We start from the raw sequence: 17,684 nt of genomic DNA, 5'->3' as shown, positions 1-17,684 counted from the left end.
GCCTGGAGAAGAATGTTCGATTAGCCTCGCCGAGTCCGCCGGCCGTAACCGACCGCCGATCATTCAGGAGCAGCCATGACCACGGAGCAGGAAGCCCGCGACGCCATCCATCACGCGTTCGGCGAGAGCGCGCACGCCGAGGTGACCGCCTTCCCGGCGGGCAATCTCTCGATCACCCTCACCAAGGGCGAACACGCGGCGACGATCGACGGGCACCCGGAGAGCGGCTGGGGATGGACCGTCGACCCCGCCGAGGACGAGGGGTTCAGCGGCCACGAGAACACCGCCGACACGCTCGACGAGGCGCTCGCCGACGTACGCGCCGCCCTCATCTGACCGCTCTGGCAAGGGACACACCCCCTCGGCCGGCACCAGGTACGTTGTGACGGTGAATGTCCAGGCACGGAAGCCGCGCGCCCGTCGCGCGAGCCCCGCGCCGATGAACTCACGGGTGCGGCGGACGGCTTGGGGAGTCCGGCAGCGTGCCGCGGGGGTGCTGTCGGCGCTGCTTCTCGGTGTCGTCACGCTGGTGTCTCCCGCTCCGGCGTCCGCGCTCGGCACCATGGGCGCGAGCGCCGGCGCCGCGGCGGCCACCCCCGTACAGCGGACACTCCCCCAGCAGGCCGACCGGCCGACGCGCGCCGAGCGCTCCCGCGACGTACGGGGTCAGTCACCCCGCGCCGCGAGCACCCCGGCCGGTCTGATCCTGTGGGCACCCGGCGAGCAGCGTACGCAGCAGCACTCGCCGCAGCCCGACAGCGGCGCGCTGCCGGTCCCCACGGCACTTTCCGTCCCCCGCGCCGTCGTGGAGCGCGGTGCCCCCGCCGGTGTCGCCGCGCCGACCACCAATCTCTCGGGCCTGCCGGACGTCCGTGGGCCTCCCTCCGGGAGCAGTCATCCGCACTGTCCCGTTTCCGCGCCGGTGCACCGCCCTCGGTAGAGGTGGGCGGGCCTGAGAGCCAGGCCCGATTCCCGCCGTGGGGCGGCGCGTTCCGGCGCCCTCCCGGAGGATTCCCATGACTCGCGCCACCACGGTGCGGGCAGTTCTGGCTGCGGTCGTCCTGCTCGTATCGCTGTTCATCACTCTGACCATGAGCCCCAGGCTGGGGCTCGATCTGCAGGGCGGCACCCGGCTCGTTCTCCAGGCCAAGGACTCACCGACCGCGAAGGCGGACCGGGAGAGCACCGACCGTACGGCGGAGGTCCTGCGCCGGCGGATCGACGCGCTCGGGGTCTCGGAGCCGACCGTCACCCGGTCCGGCGAGGACCGTGTTCTCGTCGAACTTCCCGATGTGACCGATCCGCGCGAGGCCGCCGAGGTGCTGGGCCGGACCGCCCAGTTGACCTTCCATCCCGTCAACGGCGTCGCCGCCGACGGCGCTTCCGCCCCGGACCGGCCGGGGTCCCCGGAGGAGTTGGTGCTGCCCGACGAGAGCGGGCAGAAGCTCAGGCTCGGCCCCTCGGACCTCTCGGGCGCCGGTGTGAAGGACGCCCGCGCGGAGTTCGACGGGCAGCGGGGAGCGGGCTGGTTCGTCTCCCTCGACTTCCGTGGCGACGCGTCCCGCGCCTGGACGCGTCTCACCGGAGAGGCGGCCTGCCATCCGCCCCAGGACGAGCGGCGCCGGGTCGCCATCGTGCTGGACGACCAGGTGATCTCCGCACCGCGGGTGAGCCCTTCGGTGGACTGCGGTGCCGGACTGCCGTCCGGCACGACCCGGATCAGCGGGTCGTTCTCCGCCGACGAGGCCAAGAACCTGGCACTGCTGATCAAGGGCGGGGCCCTGCCCGTACCGGTCGAGGTCGCCGAACAGCGCACCGTGGGACCGACGCTGGGCGCCGAGGCGATCAGCGCGAGCGCCCGGGCGGCGGTGATCGGCGCCGGCCTGACCGCCCTGTTCATCACCTTCGTGTACCGCCTCTTCGGCGGCCTCGCGTCGCTGGCCCTGGCCGGGTACGCGCTGATCTCGTACGCCGCCCTGGTCGCGCTCGGCGTCACGCTGACGCTCCCCGGGCTGGCCGGTTTCGTCCTCGCCATCGGTATGGCCGTGGACGCCAACGTGCTGGCTTTCGAACGGGCGCGGGAGGAGTACGCGAGCCGGTCCGGCCGCACCCTGCGGTCCGCGCTGGCCGCCGGATTCCGTAACGCCCGCACCGCGGTCCTCGACTCCAACGTGACGACGCTGCTCGCCGCGGGCCTCCTCTTCGGCCTCGGATCGGGGCCGGTGAAGGGGTTCGGTGTCACGCTCGCCATCGGTGTCCTCGTGTCGATGTTCTCCGCCCTGGTCATCGCGCGGGCGCTGACGGAGCTGGCGGCGCGCTCCCGCTTCGTCACCGATTTCCCCCGCGTCAACGGAATCGGCCTGCCGGGCCGGGTCCGTACGTATCTGACCCGGCGCGCCCCGCAACTGTTCCGCAGGTCGCGGCGGTGGCTGGTGGTCTCGACGGTCGTGGTGGCCCTCGCCGTCCTGGGAGTCACGCTGCGCGGGCTGAATCTCGGGGTGGAGTTCACCGGCGGGCGGCTCATGGAGTACACGACGAGCCGGCCGGTCGACGTCGACACGGCTCGTACGGCCCTGGCCGGCGCGGGGTTCGCCGACGCGGACGTCACCACGTCGGGCGAGCGGGAGCTGTCGGTACGTACCGGGGATACGGGCGAGCGGGCCGAGGCGGCCATCAGAAGCGCCCTGACCGAGGAGGGCGGACCGACCACGAAGGTACGGGACGACCTGATCGGCCCCAGCCTCGGCGACGAGCTGAGGCGCCACGCGCTCATCGCGCTGGGGATCGCCGTCGGGGCCCAACTCCTTTATCTGTCGGTGCGGTTCCGGTGGTCGTTCGCGGTGGCGTCGGTGACCGCGCTGGTGCACGACGTGGTGATCCTGGTCGGCGTCTTCGCCTGGCTGGGCCGTCCCGTCGACGGGATCTTCCTGGCCGCGCTGCTCACCGTCATCGGCTACTCGGTCAACGACTCGGTCGTGGTCTTCGACCGGGTCCGTGAGCTGTGGGCGAGGAAGCCCAACAGTCCGCTGCTGCCGGCCGCGCGAACCGCCGTACTGCAGACCGTGCCCAGGACGGTGAACACGGGGATGGGCGCGCTGTTCATTCTCACGGCCCTGGCGGTGCTCGGCGGGGACTCGCTCCGGGACTTCGCGCTGGCGCTGGTCGTCGGTATCTGTGTGGGGACGTACTCCTCCGTGTTCACGGCTGTGCCGATCGCGCTCGCGATGGAGTCGCGTGGGAAGGGAGGTCCGCCGGCGCGGCGGTCCCGGCGTGGCGACGGCCGTACGCGACCGCTGCCGGGTCGCGGTCGGGTCGCCGACAACGGGGCCCGGGTGTGACGCGGGCCGGGGACCCGGGCGTGGGAGGCATTCCCACGCCCGGGTCCCCGGTCGTCGAGCGGTGGTGCGTCGGTCCGGTGTGCGGTGGTGCGGTGTGCGGTGGTAGGACCGTTCTCGTTACGGGACGAGCTTGAGCAGCTTGTTCGGGGAGCCGGTGCCGACGCCCGAGATGACGTTGGACGTCGCCCCGTTCACCAGCGCGGTGGCGACGGCCGCCGGGGAGGCGCCCGGGTGGTTCGTCAGGTAGACCGCGGCGGCGCCCGAGACGTGCGGCGCGGCGAAGGAGGTGCCGTTACCGGTGTAGGTGGCGCTGTCCGAGGTGTTCCAGCCGGCCGTGATGTCGGAGCCGGGCGCGAAGATGTCCACGGTGGGGCCGTAGTTGGAGTACGTGGCCCGCGCGTCCGTCCGGGTCGTGGCGCCGACGGTGATCGCGGTGGCCACCCGGGCGGGCGAGTAGTTGGACGCGAGCGCGCCCGAATTGCCGGCCGCGATGGAGTACGTCACCCCGGACGCGATGGATCTGCGCACCGCGTCGTCCAGCGTGGTGCTGGGCCCGCCGCCGAGCGAGACGTTCGCGACGGAGGAGGCGACGTGGTTGGCGGTGATCCAGTCGACGCCGGCGATGACTCCGGCGGTCGTACCGGAGCCGTTGTTGCCGAGGACACGCACGGCGACGATCTTCGCCTTCTTCGCCGCGCCGTAGGTGGTGCCGGCGACGGTCGTGGCGACGTGCGTGCCGTGGCCGGCGCCGTCCTGGGCGGTGGCGTCGTTGTCGACGAAGTCCCAGCCGTACGAGGCCCGGCCGCTGATCTGCTGGTGGGTGATGCGTACGCCGGTGTCCAGGACGTAGACGGTGGTGTTGCCGCCGGCCGAGTCCGGGTAGTTGTACGTACCGTTCAGCGGGAGGTTCGGCTGGTCGATGCGGTCGAGACCCCAGGGGGCGTTGGTCTGCGTGGCGGTCGAGTGGACCTTCTGGTCCTGCTCGACCCGCGCGACCGCCGGGTCGGCGGCGAGCCGCTTCGCCTCGGCGCTGCTGAGGGTCGCGGCGTAACCGTTGAGCGCGGAGGTGTAGGTGCGCTTGATCTGGCCGCCGTAGCCGGATATCAGCTGCTTGCCCTGGGCCGTCGACGCCTTGAGTCCGGCCGTCTGCTTCAAGGTGACGATGTAGCTTCCGGGCACCGCCTCGGCCGCGCCCGCGTGCAGGATCCTGCCTTCGGCCGGGGCCGCCTGGGCCGGTGCGGCCAGACCCGCGCCGAGTACCGCCGCCAGGGTCGCCGCGGTGGTGACCGCCACGGTGATGCGCCGCTTGGTGTCGCGTACTGCTGCCATCGCGAGATTCCTTCGAAAGGTGGCGCGTTGGATTTCCACGCGCCGGGTGGGGGTGGCGTACGGGGTCGTACGCCGCACACCGACGATGACCTGCGCGTTCGGGCGGAACAAGCGGTTCCGGGGTGATGTCATGACCGCGACACGGGAATGACACTCCGTCAACTCGCCGTTACGTAAAGGCAATACGACCGTCGCGAGAACGGCGGAGTCGGAGCCGAGGCGTAGATCAAGTCGGTGCGTGGCTTGTATTAAGTCAGTCGATTGACTCGCTATTCGATCTCGGATTGACTGCGAAGGGCCGAAGGTCGCGGGGCCGGGGAGTCACGGGGCCGGGGCCGCTGGAGCGGGCGCCGGAGACCCCACGCACCGGCACGATTCGAGGAGGCCAGAGGTGAGCGGCGGACACGGCAGGACCACGCGGGCCGACCGTGTCGCGGAGACCCGTGAGGCGATCATGTCGACGGCGGAGCGGCTGTTCTCGGAGCACGGCCTGTCCGCCGTGTCGAACCGTCAGATCTGCGAGGCGGCGGGCCAGGGCAACGTCGCCGCCGTCAGCTACCACTTCACCGGCAAGGCCGGCCTGATCCGCGCCATCCTCACCAAGCACGGCGATCAGATCGACCGGATCCGGGGGCGGCACCTGGCGGAGGTCGGCGACAGCGACGACATCCGGGACTGGGTGGGCTGTCTGGTACGGCCGGTGGCGGAACATCTCGCCTCGCTCGGCACCCCCTCCTGGCAGGCCCGCTTCGGCGTCCAGGTCATGATCGACCCGCTGCTGCGCGCGATCAGCATCGACGAGGCCCTGGTCAGAACCTCCCTGCGGCGGACCCTCGAAGGACTGGGCCGCTGCCTCGAAGACCTGCCGGCCCCCGTACGGGCCGAGCGCGGGGACATGGCCCGCCATCTGATCACCCACACCTGCGCGGAACGCGAACGCGCCCTGGCCGAGGGCGCCGCCCCACCGCGCTCCTCGTGGGCCCGCACGGCCGAGGCACTGACCGACGCGATCGTCGGCCTGCTCACCGCGCCGGTCACACCCCGTACCACCTCGTAGCCGCGCGTACAGCGGCCACATCGTTCAGAAGAGACGGGAAGACACCACGTATGCCCACCCCCCACTCCCCCACGTCCGGCGACCCGACCGCCGACGTCGGCCTCGACGCCGGTCTCGGTCTTGACGCCGACCTCGATGCCGTACGGGCGCGCTACCGGGCGGAGCGCGACCGCAGGATCCGGCCCGAGGGCAACAGCCAGTACCGGCGTACCGAAGGCGAGTTCGGCTACTACGCCGACGACCCTTACGCGGCAACGGAGTTCGACCGCGCGCCACTGGCCGACCGGATCGACGTCGCGGTCGTCGGCGGCGGGTTCGGCGGGCTGCTCGCCGGCGCGCGGCTGCGTCAGGCGGGCGTGGAGTCGATCCGGGTGATCGAGAAGGGCGGCGACTTCGGCGGGACCTGGTACTGGAACCGGTACCCCGGGATCCACTGCGACATCGAGTCGTACATCTACCTGCCGCTGCTGGAGGAGATCGGCTACGTACCCAAGTGGAAGTACGCGCCCGGGGAGGAGATCCGGCAGCACGCGCGGGCGATCGGGCGCCACTTCGATCTCTACCGTGACGCCTGCTTCCAGACCCGGGTGACCGAACTCCGCTGGGACGACGAGGCGTTGGAGTGGATCGTCGGCACGGACCGCGGGGACCGGATACGGGCGCGCCACGTGGTGATCGCCGGCGGAACACTGAGTCAGGCGAAGCTCCCCGGCATCCCCGGGATCGAGACCTTCAAGGGCCACACGTTCCATACGAGCCGCTGGGACTACGCCTACACGGGCGGCGACGCGGACGGGAATCTGGATCGGCTGGCCGACAAGCGCGTGGCCGTCGTCGGCACCGGCGCGACGGCCATCCAGTGCGTACCACACCTCGGGGCCGACGCCGGGCACCTGTACGTGTTCCAGCGCACGCCGTCCTCCGTCGACGTACGCGGCAACCGGCCCACGGACCGGAGGTGGGCCGAGTCACTGACTCCGGGCTGGCAGCGGCGCCGCCGGGACAACTTCCTCACGCTCGTCACCGGTGGCGAGGTGGAAGAAGACCTGGTCGCCGACGGCTGGACCAGCAGCACCAAACTCCAGCGGAAGCTCATTCCGGCCGCCGGCCCCACGGATCTGCCGCCCGGCGAGCGGGAGCGGCTGGAGGAGGTCGTCGATCTCCGGAAGATGAACGAGATCCGCGCCCGGGTGGACGCGGAGGTGGCGGACCCGGCGACGGCGGAGACGCTCAAGCCCTGGTACCGCTACATGTGCAAGCGGCCGACGTTCAGTGATCACTACCTTCAGACGTTCAACCGGCCCAACGTCACCCTCGTCGACACCGCCGACAGCCACGGCGTCGAGCGGATCACCGAGAACGCGGTGGTGGTCGGCGGGACCGAGTACGAGGTCGACTGCGTCATCTTCGCGACCGGGTTCGCGGTCGGCGTCTCGGGGATCCTGTCCGGTCAACTCCCTGTGTACGGCCGGGACGGCGTAGCCCTGTCCGAGGCGTGGCAGCGGGGGCCGAGGACACTCCACGGGTTCTACAGCCACGGCTTCCCCAATCTGTTCCAGCTCGGTCCGCTGCAGAACGCGAGCGCCGTCAACTACGTGCACATCCTGGACGAACAGGCGGTGCACGTCGCGGAGGTCGTCGCCGAGGCGCGCAGGCGCGAGGCCCCGTACATCGAGCCGTCGGCCGAGGCCGAGGCGGCGTGGGTGGTGACCATCCGTCAGAAGGCCGCCGATCTCTACGCGTTCCAGGCCGAGTGCACGCCCGGCTACTACAACAACGAGGGCAGGCCGAGGGAGCGGAGCGAGGCGTACGGCGAAGGCCCGGTCGCGTTCCACGCCCTGCTGCGACGCTGGCGCGAGGAGGGCGGCATGAGCGAGGTCGTCGGGGCGGGGGCCGTCGGGGCCGCGGCTGGCGAGGCGGAGGCCGTCGAGGCCGAGGGGACCGAGTGAGCGACGTGAACCTGTGCACGGTGGACACCGAGTACCGCACCCTGCGGGCCGTGTCGCTGATCACCGGGGAGAGTAGGGTCGACGTCGAGGATCTGGCGGTCGGACCGCCGCCCGGTGTGGACGCTCGTGCCGAAGTCGCCCTGTTCACACATGGGATGGCCGGCTCACCAGACCTCTTCGCGGGTCTGGCGGCGGCCTCGGACGGCTCTCTCCTTCCTCTCCGCCAACGGCGAGGGGTCACTGGTGCGGCTGTCCCCGGCGAGCCCGCCCGCCCCCGCCTCTTCGACCACCCGAACCACCGCTCCACCCAGGAATTGAGACATCGATGACCCTCGCTGTACACGGCTCGTCCGTCGACATCCCCACTCCCGACGGCACGGCCGACGCCTATCTGGTCCACCCCGAATCCGCCGGCCCGCACCCCGGCGTCCTGCTCTACATGGACGCGTTCGGGCTGCGTCCGAGCCTCAACGGCATGGCGGACCGCATCGCGGCGGCGGGCTACACCGTCCTGGTCCCCAACGTCTTCTACCGCGCCGGGCGGACCCCGCTGGTCGAACTGCCCGACTTCATCGGCGACGACCAGCGTCCGGCGATCTTCCAGACCGTGCTTCCCGTCATGCGGGCACTGACCCCGGAGCTGGCCGTACGGGACGCCGGCGCGTACCTGGACCGGCTGGCCGCCGAACCCCGTGCCGCCGACGGACCGATCGGCGTCACCGGCTACTGCATGGGCGCCGGTCTGGCGCTGCGTACCGCCGTCGCGTACCCGGACCGGGTCGCGGCCATGGCCGGCTTCCACGGCGCGCAGCTCGCCAGTGAGGCGCCCGACAGCCCGCACCTCGGGGCCGACCGGATCACCGCCGAGCTCTACTTCGGCCACGCCGACCAGGACGCCGCGCTTCCCCCGGAGCAGATCGAGCGCCTCGAAAAGGCCCTCACCGACGCCGGTGTCCGCCACCACGCCGAGGTCTACGCGGGCGCCCACCACGGGTATACGCAGGCGGACACCTCGTCGTACGACGCCGAGGCGGCGGAGCGGCACTGGACGGCCCTGCTGGATCTGCTGGGCCGCGCCCTCCCGACCCGCCGAGGGGCAGCTCTGTAACAGAAGCACGCGGTTGATCATCGCAGTGCAACAGAGGCGCCGATTGGTCAACTGGCGTGCCGTGCATGGCGTTTGATCATTCGAGATCGACAATGACCCGACGCCGAAAGGGCTCCCCATGTCTCTCCGCCGCACTCGCACCCGCACACTCGCCGCCGTCGGAGTCCTGGCCGCCGCCGGCCTGTTCCTCACCGGGTGCGGCCCTGAGGAGTCGTCCGCGGCTCCCGCCGCCAGTTCTACGACCGACGCCGGTGCGGACGCGAGCACGGAGCCCCCCGCCGGCGCCGGAGACGACGCCGGTGACGAGGCTACGGCCGATCCCGGTGCCGTCGACAGCCCCGACGACGAAGCCGGTGCCGACAACCGTGTGGACGGTACGGTCACCGGCCCCCTCACCTATCTGGCGCCCGGCAAGCTGGAGGTCGACGGCCGTCCCTTCTGGGTCGCCGAGGACACCGAGATCGTCGGCGGCGAGATCTGCGGCGACCCGGAGACCCCGGAGGCGGAGACCTGCACCCCCGAGCAGCTGGACGACTACGCGAAGGCCGGCGGCCCGGACGTCACCGTGACGATCAAGAAGGGGATAGCCGAGCGGGTCACTCAGGCGTCGTCGTAGCCGTACGACGGTGCCGGGCCGGTGTCGGTGCCGGCCCGGTGTCGTTCCGGTGTCGTTCCGCCGGCGGCCGTTACCAGGTGGGCATGATCGCCTCGGGGTAGCGGGATCCCGCCGCTCCGCGCGGAAGGATCTCCTGGACGCGCGCGAGGTCCGCCGGGGAGAGCGTGATGTGCGCCGACGCGGTGTTCTCGGCGACGCGCAGCGGACTGCGGGTCCCCGGGATCGGCACGATGTCGTCGCCCCCGGCCAGCAGCCAGGCCAGCGCGAGTTGGGTGACCGCGATGCCCAACTCGCCCGCGAGCGCGTTCAGTTCACCGATCGCGGCGAGGTTCTTCTCGTAGTTGCCGGGCTGCCACCGGTCGTCCCAGCTGCGCATGTCGTCGGCGGGGTACTCCGCGGCCGGTTTCACCGTGCCGGTGAGGAAGCCCCGGCCGAGTGGGGAGTACGGCACGAACCCGATGCCCAACTCCCGTAGCACCGGGAGCACATCGGCCTCCACGGCACGCTCGAACAGCGAGTACTCCGTCTGGAGCACGGACACCGGGTGGACGGCGTGGGCGCGCCGGATGATGTCGGGCCCCGCCTCGCTCAGTCCGAGGTAACGCACCTTGCCTTCGGCGATCAGCTCGCCGACCGTTCCCGCGACGTCCTCGATCGCGACTTCCGGATCCACGCGGTGCTGGTACAGCACATCGATGTGGTCGGTGCCGAGGTGGCGAAGGCTGTTCTCGGTGACCTCGCGGATACGTTCCGGACGGCTGTCCGGTACGGTTCCGAACCGCTCCGGATCACTCAGGTCGAAGCCGAACTTGGTGGCGATCACGATGTCGTCGCGAAAGCCCTTCACCGCGCGGCCCAGCAGCTGCTCGTTGCTGCCGGTGCCCATGCCGTACAGCTCAGCGGTGTCGAAGAGGGTCACGCCGAGTTCGTGCGCCCTGCGGATGGCGGCGGTGCCGCCGGACTCGTCGCCGGCGCCGTACGCCATGGTCATGCCCATCGTGCCGAGGCCGATCGCCCCGACCCGGAGGCCCTGCGTGCCGAGGGTGCGTCGCGGAAGGTTCTCATGGTGCTGTGTCATGCCTCCGACGCTAGTGACGGAGGCCCGGAAGATCATGGGGCGCGGGCCGCGTAGAATTGCCTGATCCTCTCACCAAGCCCGAGGAGGGTGTGCGCCATGTCGGACCCGCTTCACCGTCCGGACCAGCCGGACCGTCCGGACCCGCTTCACCAGCCGGATCGGCTGGACGAGCTCGCGGCGGCCGTGGCCCGGCACAGCGACGGGCTGTGGAGCGACAGCGCCGTGCCACGGCAGGTCCTGGTCGCGATCGACGAGCCCATAGCGCCCACGGACCTGCTGTACGAGCCGATGATCTGCTTCATCGCCAAGGGGGCCAAGGGCGCCACCGCGGGCGAGCGGAGCTGGGTGACCGGGCGCGGCGAGATGTTCTTCAACCCGCTCGTGCTGCCGGTCACCGCCGTGTTCCACGAGGTGCCCTACCGCTCCACGGTGCTGCGACTCGACGGGCGGGTGCTCACCGATCTCCTGCTGGAACTCGACGGCGCGGAGCCCCGCACCGAGCCCGGTCCGGGCGGACAGATCACCGCCCCCATGACGCCGGAGATCGTCGATGCCGTCACCCGGTGGGTGCGGCTGCTGGACAACCCGGACGACATCCGCCCGCTGGCGGCCCGGTTCGAGGCCGAGATCCTGTACCGCCTGCTGGGCAGCCCGCTCGGTCCGATGCTGCGTCGGTTCACATCGGCCGATTCCGGTACGGCCCGGGTGCGCGCCGCCGCCGCGTGGATCGCCGCGCACTACGCCGAGCCCCTGAGCGTCGACACGATCGCGGCGGTGGCGCACATGAGCACGGCCACCCTCCACCGCCACTTCAAGACCGCCACGGGAATGAGCCCGCTGCGCTTCCAGAAACAGCTCCGACTGCAGGAGGCACGAAGGCAGTTGGTCGCCGGTGACACCACGGCGGCGCTGGTCGCGGAGGCGGTCGGGTATGTGAGCGCGACGCAGTTCAACCGGGAGTACCGGCGCGTCTACGGCCTGCCGCCCGCCACGGACGCGGCCCGCGTGCGCGGTCGGCTGGCGGGAGCCCGGCGATCGTGAGGGTGCCCGGCGCGGTCCGGGAGTCCCGGAAAGAAGGATCTGGCAGATCGGGGCCAGGAGCGCTATGGTCACCGCGATGACTACCTACTCTGCTCGATTGGGGGACCCGTCCGCGCAAGGTGAGTGCTGATGCTCACTGAGACCGCCAACGGGGTTTCCCGCTCCGTCAGCTTTTCCTTCTGGCCGCGCGTGCGTGAGTTCGCCGTGCCGCCGTCCATGATCGAGACCGCGACCGCCCGCCGCCGTGTCGGCGACTGGGCGGGGGCGTGCGCCGCCGCGGGCATCGATGTCGATTTCAATCCACGTTCCGTGGCACGCGCCCACGGCCGTGAACTCGCGGCCCGACTCCGGGCCGATCTGCGCCAGTTGGCACCCGACCTGCTGCGCTGGCACATGCCCAGGATCGCTCCTGACGGCCTGCTGCGCCCGGGGCTGACCGTCGTCCTGGCCCGGTACGAAGGTGGCGCCGGGCCTCACGGGCCCGGGGGTGAAGGGCCCCGGGGTGACGGGTCGGGATCTGTGCGTCTCGTGGTCCGGACCCCGCCCGCGTGGGCGGATGCCGGTCAGCGGATCAGCCTCGCGCTGTGGGACGGATCCCTCGCCGAGGCCGGCGCACGCCGTCATCCGCATCCCCGTCCCGACCGGCGGTTCCGGCTCGACCTGCACCGGCATCTGTGGGACGCGCGCAGGACCGACGAGCTGCGCATCCGGTCCGGGGCTTCCTCCGGGACCAACTCGCCGTCCCACGCGGGCCGTTGGTCAGCGGACCCGGCCGTTCTGGAGAGGGTGCCGCCGGAGCGTCGCCGCGCCGTCGACCGGTGGGCGGCCGAGGCCGGGATCCTGCTCCGGGCCGAGGGGCGGTCCGCCGGTGCCTTCCGCGTACGGCTCGGGGCCCGGCGGTGGCTGGACCTGGAGCTGGTCGCGGACGGCAACGGCGGCGGACCGCCGCCCGTACTGCGGATCGCGGCGCCGGAAAGGACCGGTCAGGCGCCCGCGCCGCCGCTCCTGCCCGAAGCGTCGACCTGGGTACTGCCCGACCTGGAGTTGCTCCGCGCCGGTGCGATCGACGTCGACCGGCTGCACCCGTTGGTCGCTTCTGCACTCGTACCGGACCACACACCGTCGACCGGTCCGGCCCGGATCCCGGAACCGGCGGGAGCGCCACGCCTCGTGGAGTGCCGGGGAGCGCGGCACCGGATCGGCCTGGTCGACGGGGTGTTGGCGGCGCTGGACCACGACCCGGTCGAGATCCGGCGGGAGGAGTTGCTGGCCACACTGACCGGTACTCCGCTCGCCTGTCTGCGGGCGATCGACGAGGCGCACCGGAGTCCGGACTGCCTTCCCGGTGTCCGGGAACGCCTCGACCACGGCGACGCCGCGGGTGCGCTGGCCGTCGTCGAGGGCCTGCTGGGCCCGGACGCGCTGCTGCGCGACGGCGCTCTTCGGGACGAGCTGGAGGCCGCCGCGCGACGGCGCATCGTCTACGGCCTGTTCCGGGCGGGAATGGTCGGGCCCGGACCGAGGTCCGGCCGCACGATGCCGCACGGCCGCCGTCCTCGTGGTCACCGCTCGCACCCGCGCGACACGTCCACTCGCTGACAAACGTGTCCACCCGCTGACCCGGGACCGATCGACCGCAGGGTCGCTCCGTTCCCGCCTTCACTCTGCCCGCCAAGCTCCGCAAGCCCTCTTGGCTCCTCGCTCTCCAACGAACCCAAAGGTGATGCCACTTGTCCACATGCACCCCGCTCGCGCCCACCGAGGTCCCCACCGACGCCGTTCCCACCCCCGCCCACACCTCCCAACTCGACGTGGCCGGAGACCTGTTGGCACTGCTGCGCGACACCACCACCGAGCCGCGCCGCGACGATCAGCTGGAGGCCCTGACCCTGGCCGTGGCCGCCGACCTGCCCGTACTGCTGTGGGGTGAGCCGGGGATCGGCAAGACGGCCGCGCTGACCCAGCTCGCCGCGTCGCTGGACCTGCCGCTGACCACGGTGATCGCCAGCGTGCACGAGCCGTCCGACTTCGCCGGCCTGCCCGTCGTCGGGGACGATCCCGCCGAGCAGGGTGTCCCGATGGCCCCGCCGGACTGGGCGGTCCGGCTCGTAAAGGCGGGGCGCGGGCTGCTGTTCCTCGACGAGTTGTCCACCGCGCCGCCGGCTGTTCAGGCCGCCCTGCTCCGTCTCGTACTGGAACGGCGGATCGGCGCCCTCCAACTGCCGCCGGACGTAAGGATCGTGGCCGCCGCCAATCCGCGTTCCTCGGCGGCCGACGGATGGGAGCTGAGTCCGCCGCTGGCGAACCGGTTCGTTCATCTTCAGTGGACCCACGACCACGAGGTGGTGGTCCGCGGCCTCGGTGGGACGTGGCCCCGGGCGATCATGCCGCGACTCGATCCGCGGCGGTTGCCGGAGGCTGTGGACTTCGCCCGCCGCGCCGTGTGCGGGCTGCTGGCCGCGCGCGCCGGGCTGGTACACCGGCTGCCCGGCAACGAGACCCGGCAGGGCGGCCCTTGGCCGTCACCCCGGAGCTGGGAGATGACACTGCGCCTGATCGCCTTCGCCACCGCGTCCGGCTCCTCGCGGGACGTGCTCTCCCTGCTGGTGAGGGGCACTGTGGGCGATGGTCCGGGGCTGGAACTGCTGGCCGGTATGGACCGGATGGACCTTCCGGACCCCGAGACGCTGCTCGCCGATCCGGCGGGCGCCGTGCTGCCCGAGCGGGGCGATCTGCGCCAGGCCGTGCTCGACGGGGTGGTGGGGGCGGTGCGCGAGCGCCCGGAGAAGTCCCGTTGGGACGCTGCGTGGGCGCTCCTGGTGCGGGCGATGGAGACCGGTGCCCCGGACCTGGTGGTGGTCCCCGCGACCACGCTCGCCTCGCTGCGGCAGGAGGAGTGGGACGTGCCGGCGTCGATCGACCGGCTCGCCGGGGCGGTGTCCCTCTCCCGGCGGGCGGATCGCGCGGCGTCCCGCGCCGCGTCCGTCGCGAAGGCCCGCCGATGAACCGGGCCACCGACACCGGCGCGGGGAGGGACACGGACGCGGGCGCGGACCGGCCGGGGAAGCTGGACCTCGACAAACTCTTCGCCGCCCGGCTGCACGCAGTCCGCGTCCGCCCCTTCATGGCGACGGCGCTGTTCGCCCTGCGTGTGGTGGAGTCGCGGCGGGTACCGACGATGGCCGTCGACCGGCACTGGCGGTGCTACGTCTCGCCGGCGTTCGTGGCCCGGACCCCGGTGGAGGAGTTGGCCGGGGTCTGGGTGCACGAGGTGTCGCATCTGCTCCGTGACCACCACGGACGCGGTGACCGGGTCGCGCGGGCGCGCGGGCTGACCGGCCCGGGGGAACGGCTGCGGATGAACATCGCGGCGGACTGCGAGATCAACGACGACGCGTTCGGTGACGGGCTGGTCGGACCCCGGGACGCCGTCCGGCCGGGGTTGTTGGGGCTGCACGACGGGCAGCTGATGGAGGACTATCTGCGGCAGTTCCGGCTCGGACCGTACACGCAGAGCATGGTCTGGCTGGACTGCGGCAGTGGCGCCGACGGTCTGGAACGAGGCTGGGACCTCGGAGCGGACGGCTCGCACGGCCTGAGCGCGCAGGAACGCGACGCCGTCCGCTTCCGGGTGGCGCAGGGCATCAGGGCCCGGCCGGGCAATGCCCCGGAGGGGTGGCGGCGGTGGGCGGAGGAGGCGTTCCATCCGCCGCAGCCGTGGCGGGAGTTGCTGGGTGCGGCGGTCCGCTCGGCGACCAGCGGCTCGGGGGCGGGCGAGGACTACACGTACGGGCGGCCGTCGCGGCGCTCGGCCGGGGTGCCCGGCGCCGTACTGCCCAGCCTGCGGCGCCGGCCGCCCCGGGTCGCGGTCATCATCGACACGTCCGGGTCGGTCAGCGACTCCGAACTCGGCAGCGCGCTCCACGAGGTCGCCGCCATCTCCCGCGCCGTGGGCGGCCGTCGGGACCTGATCACGGTGCTGCCGTGCGACGCGGCGTCCGAGATCGTGCACCCGCTGTGCCGGGCCGCCGGGATTCCCCTGGTGGGTGGCGGGGGTACGGATCTGCGTACGGGCTTCGCCAGGGTGCTCCGGAAGGGGCCCCGGCCGGATGTCATCGTGGTCCTCACCGACGGGCAGACCCCGTGGCCCGCCGCCCGGCCACCGTGCCGGACGGTGGTGGGCCTGTTCGACCGGTCCTCCGGGTCGTGGGACGAGGACGACCCCGACTACGTACCGGACTCGCCGCCCCCGTGGGCGCGCGTGGTCTCCATCGGGTAGCCGCCCGCCGGGCCGTGGGCGCCGCCGGGACGCCACGACGGCACCGGGGAGCCGTCCTTGATCAGGGCGCTCATCCGCTGGGCTTCCGCGGTGGTGGGCAGGAAGCCCACCAGGAGGGCGGGCAACAGCAGCCGCCGGGCGAGGAGTTCGTTCGCGGAGGTGACCTGTGGTCGGCGTACGACGGAGACGTTGACCCGGACGGCGTGTTCGTTGCCCCTCGGGACACCCGGCCGGTCCGTCTCGATCGCGGCGTAACGGAAGCCGTGGGCCCGGTCGCAGGCGAAGCAGCCCACGGGGCCGCGGCCGAGTCCGTCACCGCAGTCCGGGCAGACGAGCCGGTCGAGCGCGGCGTCCACCACCCGCCAGTCGTGACGGTCGGGTTCGGCCGCCACCATCTCGGCGAGGACGGCCTCCTGGTCACGGCCGACGTCCCACTCGCGCAGGAGGACGGACCACTCCTCCTCCACGATGCCGTCGACGAGTTCGCGGCAGACCGTACAGGCGGGCGCGCCGCCGTACTCGTATCCGCCGCACTCCGCGCAGCGGCGCGGGGCAGCTCCGACGGCGGGTCTCACCATGCGCGTCTCCTCCCCGTCGCCTTCCCCGTACGCCGTCACCGAGGGAACGGCCCCCTCAGGACGGCGGCGGGGCGCTCGTGTCACGGAGGATCAGGTTCATCGGGATGAGCGTCGGTTCGCGGTCGAACTCCGAGGTCATGAGGAGTTCGAGTGTCTCCACGGCCATCTTGCCGAGTTGGTTCCTGGCCCCGGACACCGTCGTGAGGCGGCCCGGCGACGGCTGGCTGTCGAGGGCGAGGTCGTCGCAGCCGATGACGGACATCTGGGTGGGGACGGTGATGCCGCGCTCCTCCAGCGCGGCCATCGCTCCCAGCGCGACGAGGTCGTTGTACGCGACGATCGCGGTGGCGTCCGAGTCGTGCTCGGTGAGCGCGGCGACCGCCCGGTGGCCGTGGCGGCTGGTCGTACCGCACGGGACGACCGTCACCTGCAGTCCGAAGGCCGCCGCCGCGTCGAAGGCCCGGATGCGCTCGGCGTTGGCCCATGAGGTCTCGGGGCCGCTGAGGTAGAGCACCCGGCGGTGGCCGAGCTGGGTCAGATGTCCGCAGACCAGGGCCATCCCGCCGTAGAAGTCCACGGAGACGGAGGGGGTGCTCAGGCCGGGCGCCATCCTGTTCACCAGGACCATCGGCCGTGAGTGGAGGGCGAGTTCGGCGAGTGACGCGCGGTCCATACGGGTCGAGCAGAGCAGCACGCCGTCGCAGGAGCGCATGAGGTCGAGGGCGAGGTCGTACTCACTCGTGGCGTCCTCGTCGGACTCCATGATCATGACGCGGCGTCCGTAGCCCCGGGCGGCGCGGGAGACCGCCTTGAGGACGTCCGGGAAGTAGGGATTCGCCAGGTCGGGGACGAGTACGCCGATCGCGCCCGCCTCGCCTCTCGCGAGCCCTTGGGCGGCCGCGTTCGGCCGGTAGCCCAGGTCGGCCACCGCGTCCTGGACCCGTCTGACCAGCGACGCGTCGACCTTGGCGGTGCCGTTGAGCACGCGCGAGACCGTCGAGGTCGAGACGCCGGCGGCCGCGCCGACGTCTCGGATGGTCACCCGGGGCCGTTCGGACCCGTTCGTCCTGCCGACCCGTTCCTGCGACTTGCTCAACGACGCCTCCGATTCCGATGCCGGTACCCATCATGCCGAGGCGGAGCCCCTTGCCCGCACCCCTTCCGTCCGCCGAGGCCGTACGACCTGCGCACTCACCTGTGAAAACGTTTCCTGAAACCTACCAGCGAGATGTCATCCTGAGCCAGGTCTTCACATAACTCCAGTTCAGAGCTGTTCAGTTACAGGCATTCGACCATCTCGTTAAGTTGATC

General features: G+C 71.9%; 16 protein-coding genes. 12 read left to right on the top strand and 4 right to left on the bottom strand.

Annotated features, from left to right (window positions below; genetic code table 11):
* Positions 1-75: 75 nt before the first annotated feature.
* From ACFUN8_RS05260 to secD, 3 genes are all read left to right on the top strand, one after another.
* The gene (locus ACFUN8_RS05260) at positions 76-336 is read left to right on the top strand and encodes a hypothetical protein (RefSeq protein ID WP_382566498.1); all 261 of its coding nucleotides are present in this window, start codon (positions 76-78) and stop codon (positions 334-336) included.
* 52 nt (positions 337-388) lie between these two features.
* Positions 389-940, top strand: a complete 552-nt coding sequence (locus ACFUN8_RS05255) for a hypothetical protein (protein ID WP_383631681.1) — start codon at positions 389-391, stop codon at positions 938-940.
* A 76-nt stretch (positions 941-1,016) separates the two neighbouring features.
* Entirely contained in the window at positions 1,017-3,338 is a 2,322-nt protein-coding gene (gene secD, locus ACFUN8_RS05250; protein WP_383631678.1) for a protein translocase subunit SecD, read from the top strand.
* Between the two features lie 117 nt (positions 3,339-3,455).
* Here the strand turns inward: secD and ACFUN8_RS05245 are convergent, their stop codons facing one another.
* Positions 3,456-4,667 carry a S8 family peptidase gene (locus tag ACFUN8_RS05245; RefSeq protein WP_383631675.1) on the bottom strand — a complete coding sequence of 404 codons (1,212 nt, stop codon included), beginning with the start codon at positions 4,665-4,667 and terminating at the stop codon, positions 3,456-3,458.
* 454 nt (positions 4,668-5,121) lie between these two features.
* Here ACFUN8_RS05245 and ACFUN8_RS05240 point away from each other — a divergent pair, with 454 nt between their 5' ends.
* From ACFUN8_RS05240 to ACFUN8_RS05220, 5 genes are all read left to right on the top strand, one after another.
* Positions 5,122-5,724: a TetR/AcrR family transcriptional regulator gene (locus ACFUN8_RS05240; RefSeq protein WP_383631875.1), complete on the top strand. Its 603-nt coding sequence runs from the start codon at positions 5,122-5,124 to the stop codon at positions 5,722-5,724.
* Between the two features lie 50 nt (positions 5,725-5,774).
* On the top strand, positions 5,775-7,673 hold the full coding sequence (locus tag ACFUN8_RS05235) for a flavin-containing monooxygenase (protein WP_383631672.1): 1,899 nt from the start codon (positions 5,775-5,777) through the stop codon (positions 7,671-7,673).
* A complete protein-coding gene (locus ACFUN8_RS05230) occupies positions 7,670-8,002 on the top strand; it encodes a hypothetical protein (RefSeq protein ID WP_383631669.1) in 333 nt (110 codons plus the stop codon). Before ACFUN8_RS05235 ends, ACFUN8_RS05230 begins: the two co-directional genes overlap by 4 nt.
* Positions 7,999-8,781: a dienelactone hydrolase family protein gene (locus ACFUN8_RS05225; RefSeq protein ID WP_383631666.1), complete on the top strand. Its 783-nt coding sequence runs from the start codon at positions 7,999-8,001 to the stop codon at positions 8,779-8,781. The genes ACFUN8_RS05230 and ACFUN8_RS05225 overlap by 4 nt, the downstream gene beginning before the upstream one ends.
* A gap of 118 nt (positions 8,782-8,899) precedes the next feature.
* Positions 8,900-9,397 carry a hypothetical protein gene (locus ACFUN8_RS05220; RefSeq protein ID WP_383631663.1) on the top strand — a complete coding sequence of 166 codons (498 nt, stop codon included), beginning with the start codon at positions 8,900-8,902 and terminating at the stop codon, positions 9,395-9,397.
* A gap of 70 nt (positions 9,398-9,467) precedes the next feature.
* Here the strand turns inward: ACFUN8_RS05220 and ACFUN8_RS05215 are convergent, their stop codons facing one another.
* Complete coding sequence (locus tag ACFUN8_RS05215; protein ID WP_383631660.1) at positions 9,468-10,475, bottom strand: aldo/keto reductase; 1,008 nt, start codon at positions 10,473-10,475, stop codon at positions 9,468-9,470.
* A 96-nt stretch (positions 10,476-10,571) separates the two neighbouring features.
* Here ACFUN8_RS05215 and ACFUN8_RS05210 point away from each other — a divergent pair, with 96 nt between their 5' ends.
* From ACFUN8_RS05210 to ACFUN8_RS05195, 4 genes are all read left to right on the top strand, one after another.
* A complete protein-coding gene (locus tag ACFUN8_RS05210; RefSeq protein WP_383631657.1) occupies positions 10,572-11,516 on the top strand; it encodes an AraC family transcriptional regulator N-terminal domain-containing protein in 945 nt (314 codons plus the stop codon).
* 129 nt (positions 11,517-11,645) lie between these two features.
* Positions 11,646-13,115 (top strand): hypothetical protein, encoded by a 1,470-nt coding sequence (locus ACFUN8_RS05205; protein ID WP_383631654.1) that lies wholly within the window; start codon positions 11,646-11,648, stop codon positions 13,113-13,115.
* A gap of 131 nt (positions 13,116-13,246) precedes the next feature.
* Positions 13,247-14,521, top strand: coding sequence for an AAA family ATPase (locus tag ACFUN8_RS05200; RefSeq protein WP_383631650.1), 1,275 nt, complete (start codon positions 13,247-13,249; stop codon positions 14,519-14,521).
* Positions 14,518-15,795, top strand: coding sequence for a VWA-like domain-containing protein (locus ACFUN8_RS05195; RefSeq protein ID WP_383631647.1), 1,278 nt, complete (start codon positions 14,518-14,520; stop codon positions 15,793-15,795). Before ACFUN8_RS05200 ends, ACFUN8_RS05195 begins: the two co-directional genes overlap by 4 nt.
* On the opposite strand, the gene ACFUN8_RS05190 is transcribed toward ACFUN8_RS05195, so the two are convergent.
* Positions 15,744-16,373 carry a hypothetical protein gene (locus ACFUN8_RS05190; protein WP_383631644.1) on the bottom strand — a complete coding sequence of 210 codons (630 nt, stop codon included), beginning with the start codon at positions 16,371-16,373 and terminating at the stop codon, positions 15,744-15,746. The genes ACFUN8_RS05195 and ACFUN8_RS05190 overlap by 52 nt on opposite strands.
* 55 nt (positions 16,374-16,428) lie before the next feature.
* Positions 16,429-17,415 carry a LacI family DNA-binding transcriptional regulator gene (locus ACFUN8_RS05185; protein WP_383631641.1) on the bottom strand — a complete coding sequence of 329 codons (987 nt, stop codon included), beginning with the start codon at positions 17,413-17,415 and terminating at the stop codon, positions 16,429-16,431.
* Positions 17,416-17,684 lie beyond the last annotated feature (269 nt).

This window comes from Streptomyces sp. NPDC057307 (genome assembly GCF_042667665.1).
In the GTDB taxonomy this organism is placed as follows: Bacteria; Actinomycetota; Actinomycetes; order Streptomycetales; family Streptomycetaceae; genus Streptomyces.
Note: the sequence above shows the minus strand (reverse complement) of the source record. Positions and strands in the feature narration are given on the sequence as shown.

What these genes read in the sequence shown, in the direction of transcription:
- ACFUN8_RS05260 (WP_382566498.1), top strand. Translation starts at nt 76, where the DNA reads ATGACCACGGAGCAGGAAGCCCGCGACGCCATCCATCACGCGTTCGGC.
- secD (WP_383631678.1), top strand. Translation starts at nt 1,017, where the DNA reads ATGACTCGCGCCACCACGGTGCGGGCAGTTCTGGCTGCGGTCGTCCTG.
- ACFUN8_RS05245 (WP_383631675.1), bottom strand. Translation starts at nt 4,667, where the DNA reads ATGGCAGCAGTACGCGACACCAAGCGGCGCATCACCGTGGCGGTCACC.
- ACFUN8_RS05240 (WP_383631875.1), top strand. Translation starts at nt 5,122, where the DNA reads ATGTCGACGGCGGAGCGGCTGTTCTCGGAGCACGGCCTGTCCGCCGTG.
- ACFUN8_RS05235 (WP_383631672.1), top strand. Translation starts at nt 5,775, where the DNA reads ATGCCCACCCCCCACTCCCCCACGTCCGGCGACCCGACCGCCGACGTC.
- ACFUN8_RS05225 (WP_383631666.1), top strand. Translation starts at nt 7,999, where the DNA reads ATGACCCTCGCTGTACACGGCTCGTCCGTCGACATCCCCACTCCCGAC.
- ACFUN8_RS05220 (WP_383631663.1), top strand. Translation starts at nt 8,900, where the DNA reads ATGTCTCTCCGCCGCACTCGCACCCGCACACTCGCCGCCGTCGGAGTC.
- ACFUN8_RS05215 (WP_383631660.1), bottom strand. Translation starts at nt 10,475, where the DNA reads ATGACACAGCACCATGAGAACCTTCCGCGACGCACCCTCGGCACGCAG.
- ACFUN8_RS05210 (WP_383631657.1), top strand. Translation starts at nt 10,572, where the DNA reads ATGTCGGACCCGCTTCACCGTCCGGACCAGCCGGACCGTCCGGACCCG.
- ACFUN8_RS05205 (WP_383631654.1), top strand. Translation starts at nt 11,646, where the DNA reads ATGCTCACTGAGACCGCCAACGGGGTTTCCCGCTCCGTCAGCTTTTCC.
- ACFUN8_RS05195 (WP_383631647.1), top strand. Translation starts at nt 14,518, where the DNA reads ATGAACCGGGCCACCGACACCGGCGCGGGGAGGGACACGGACGCGGGC.
- ACFUN8_RS05190 (WP_383631644.1), bottom strand. Translation starts at nt 16,373, where the DNA reads ATGGTGAGACCCGCCGTCGGAGCTGCCCCGCGCCGCTGCGCGGAGTGC.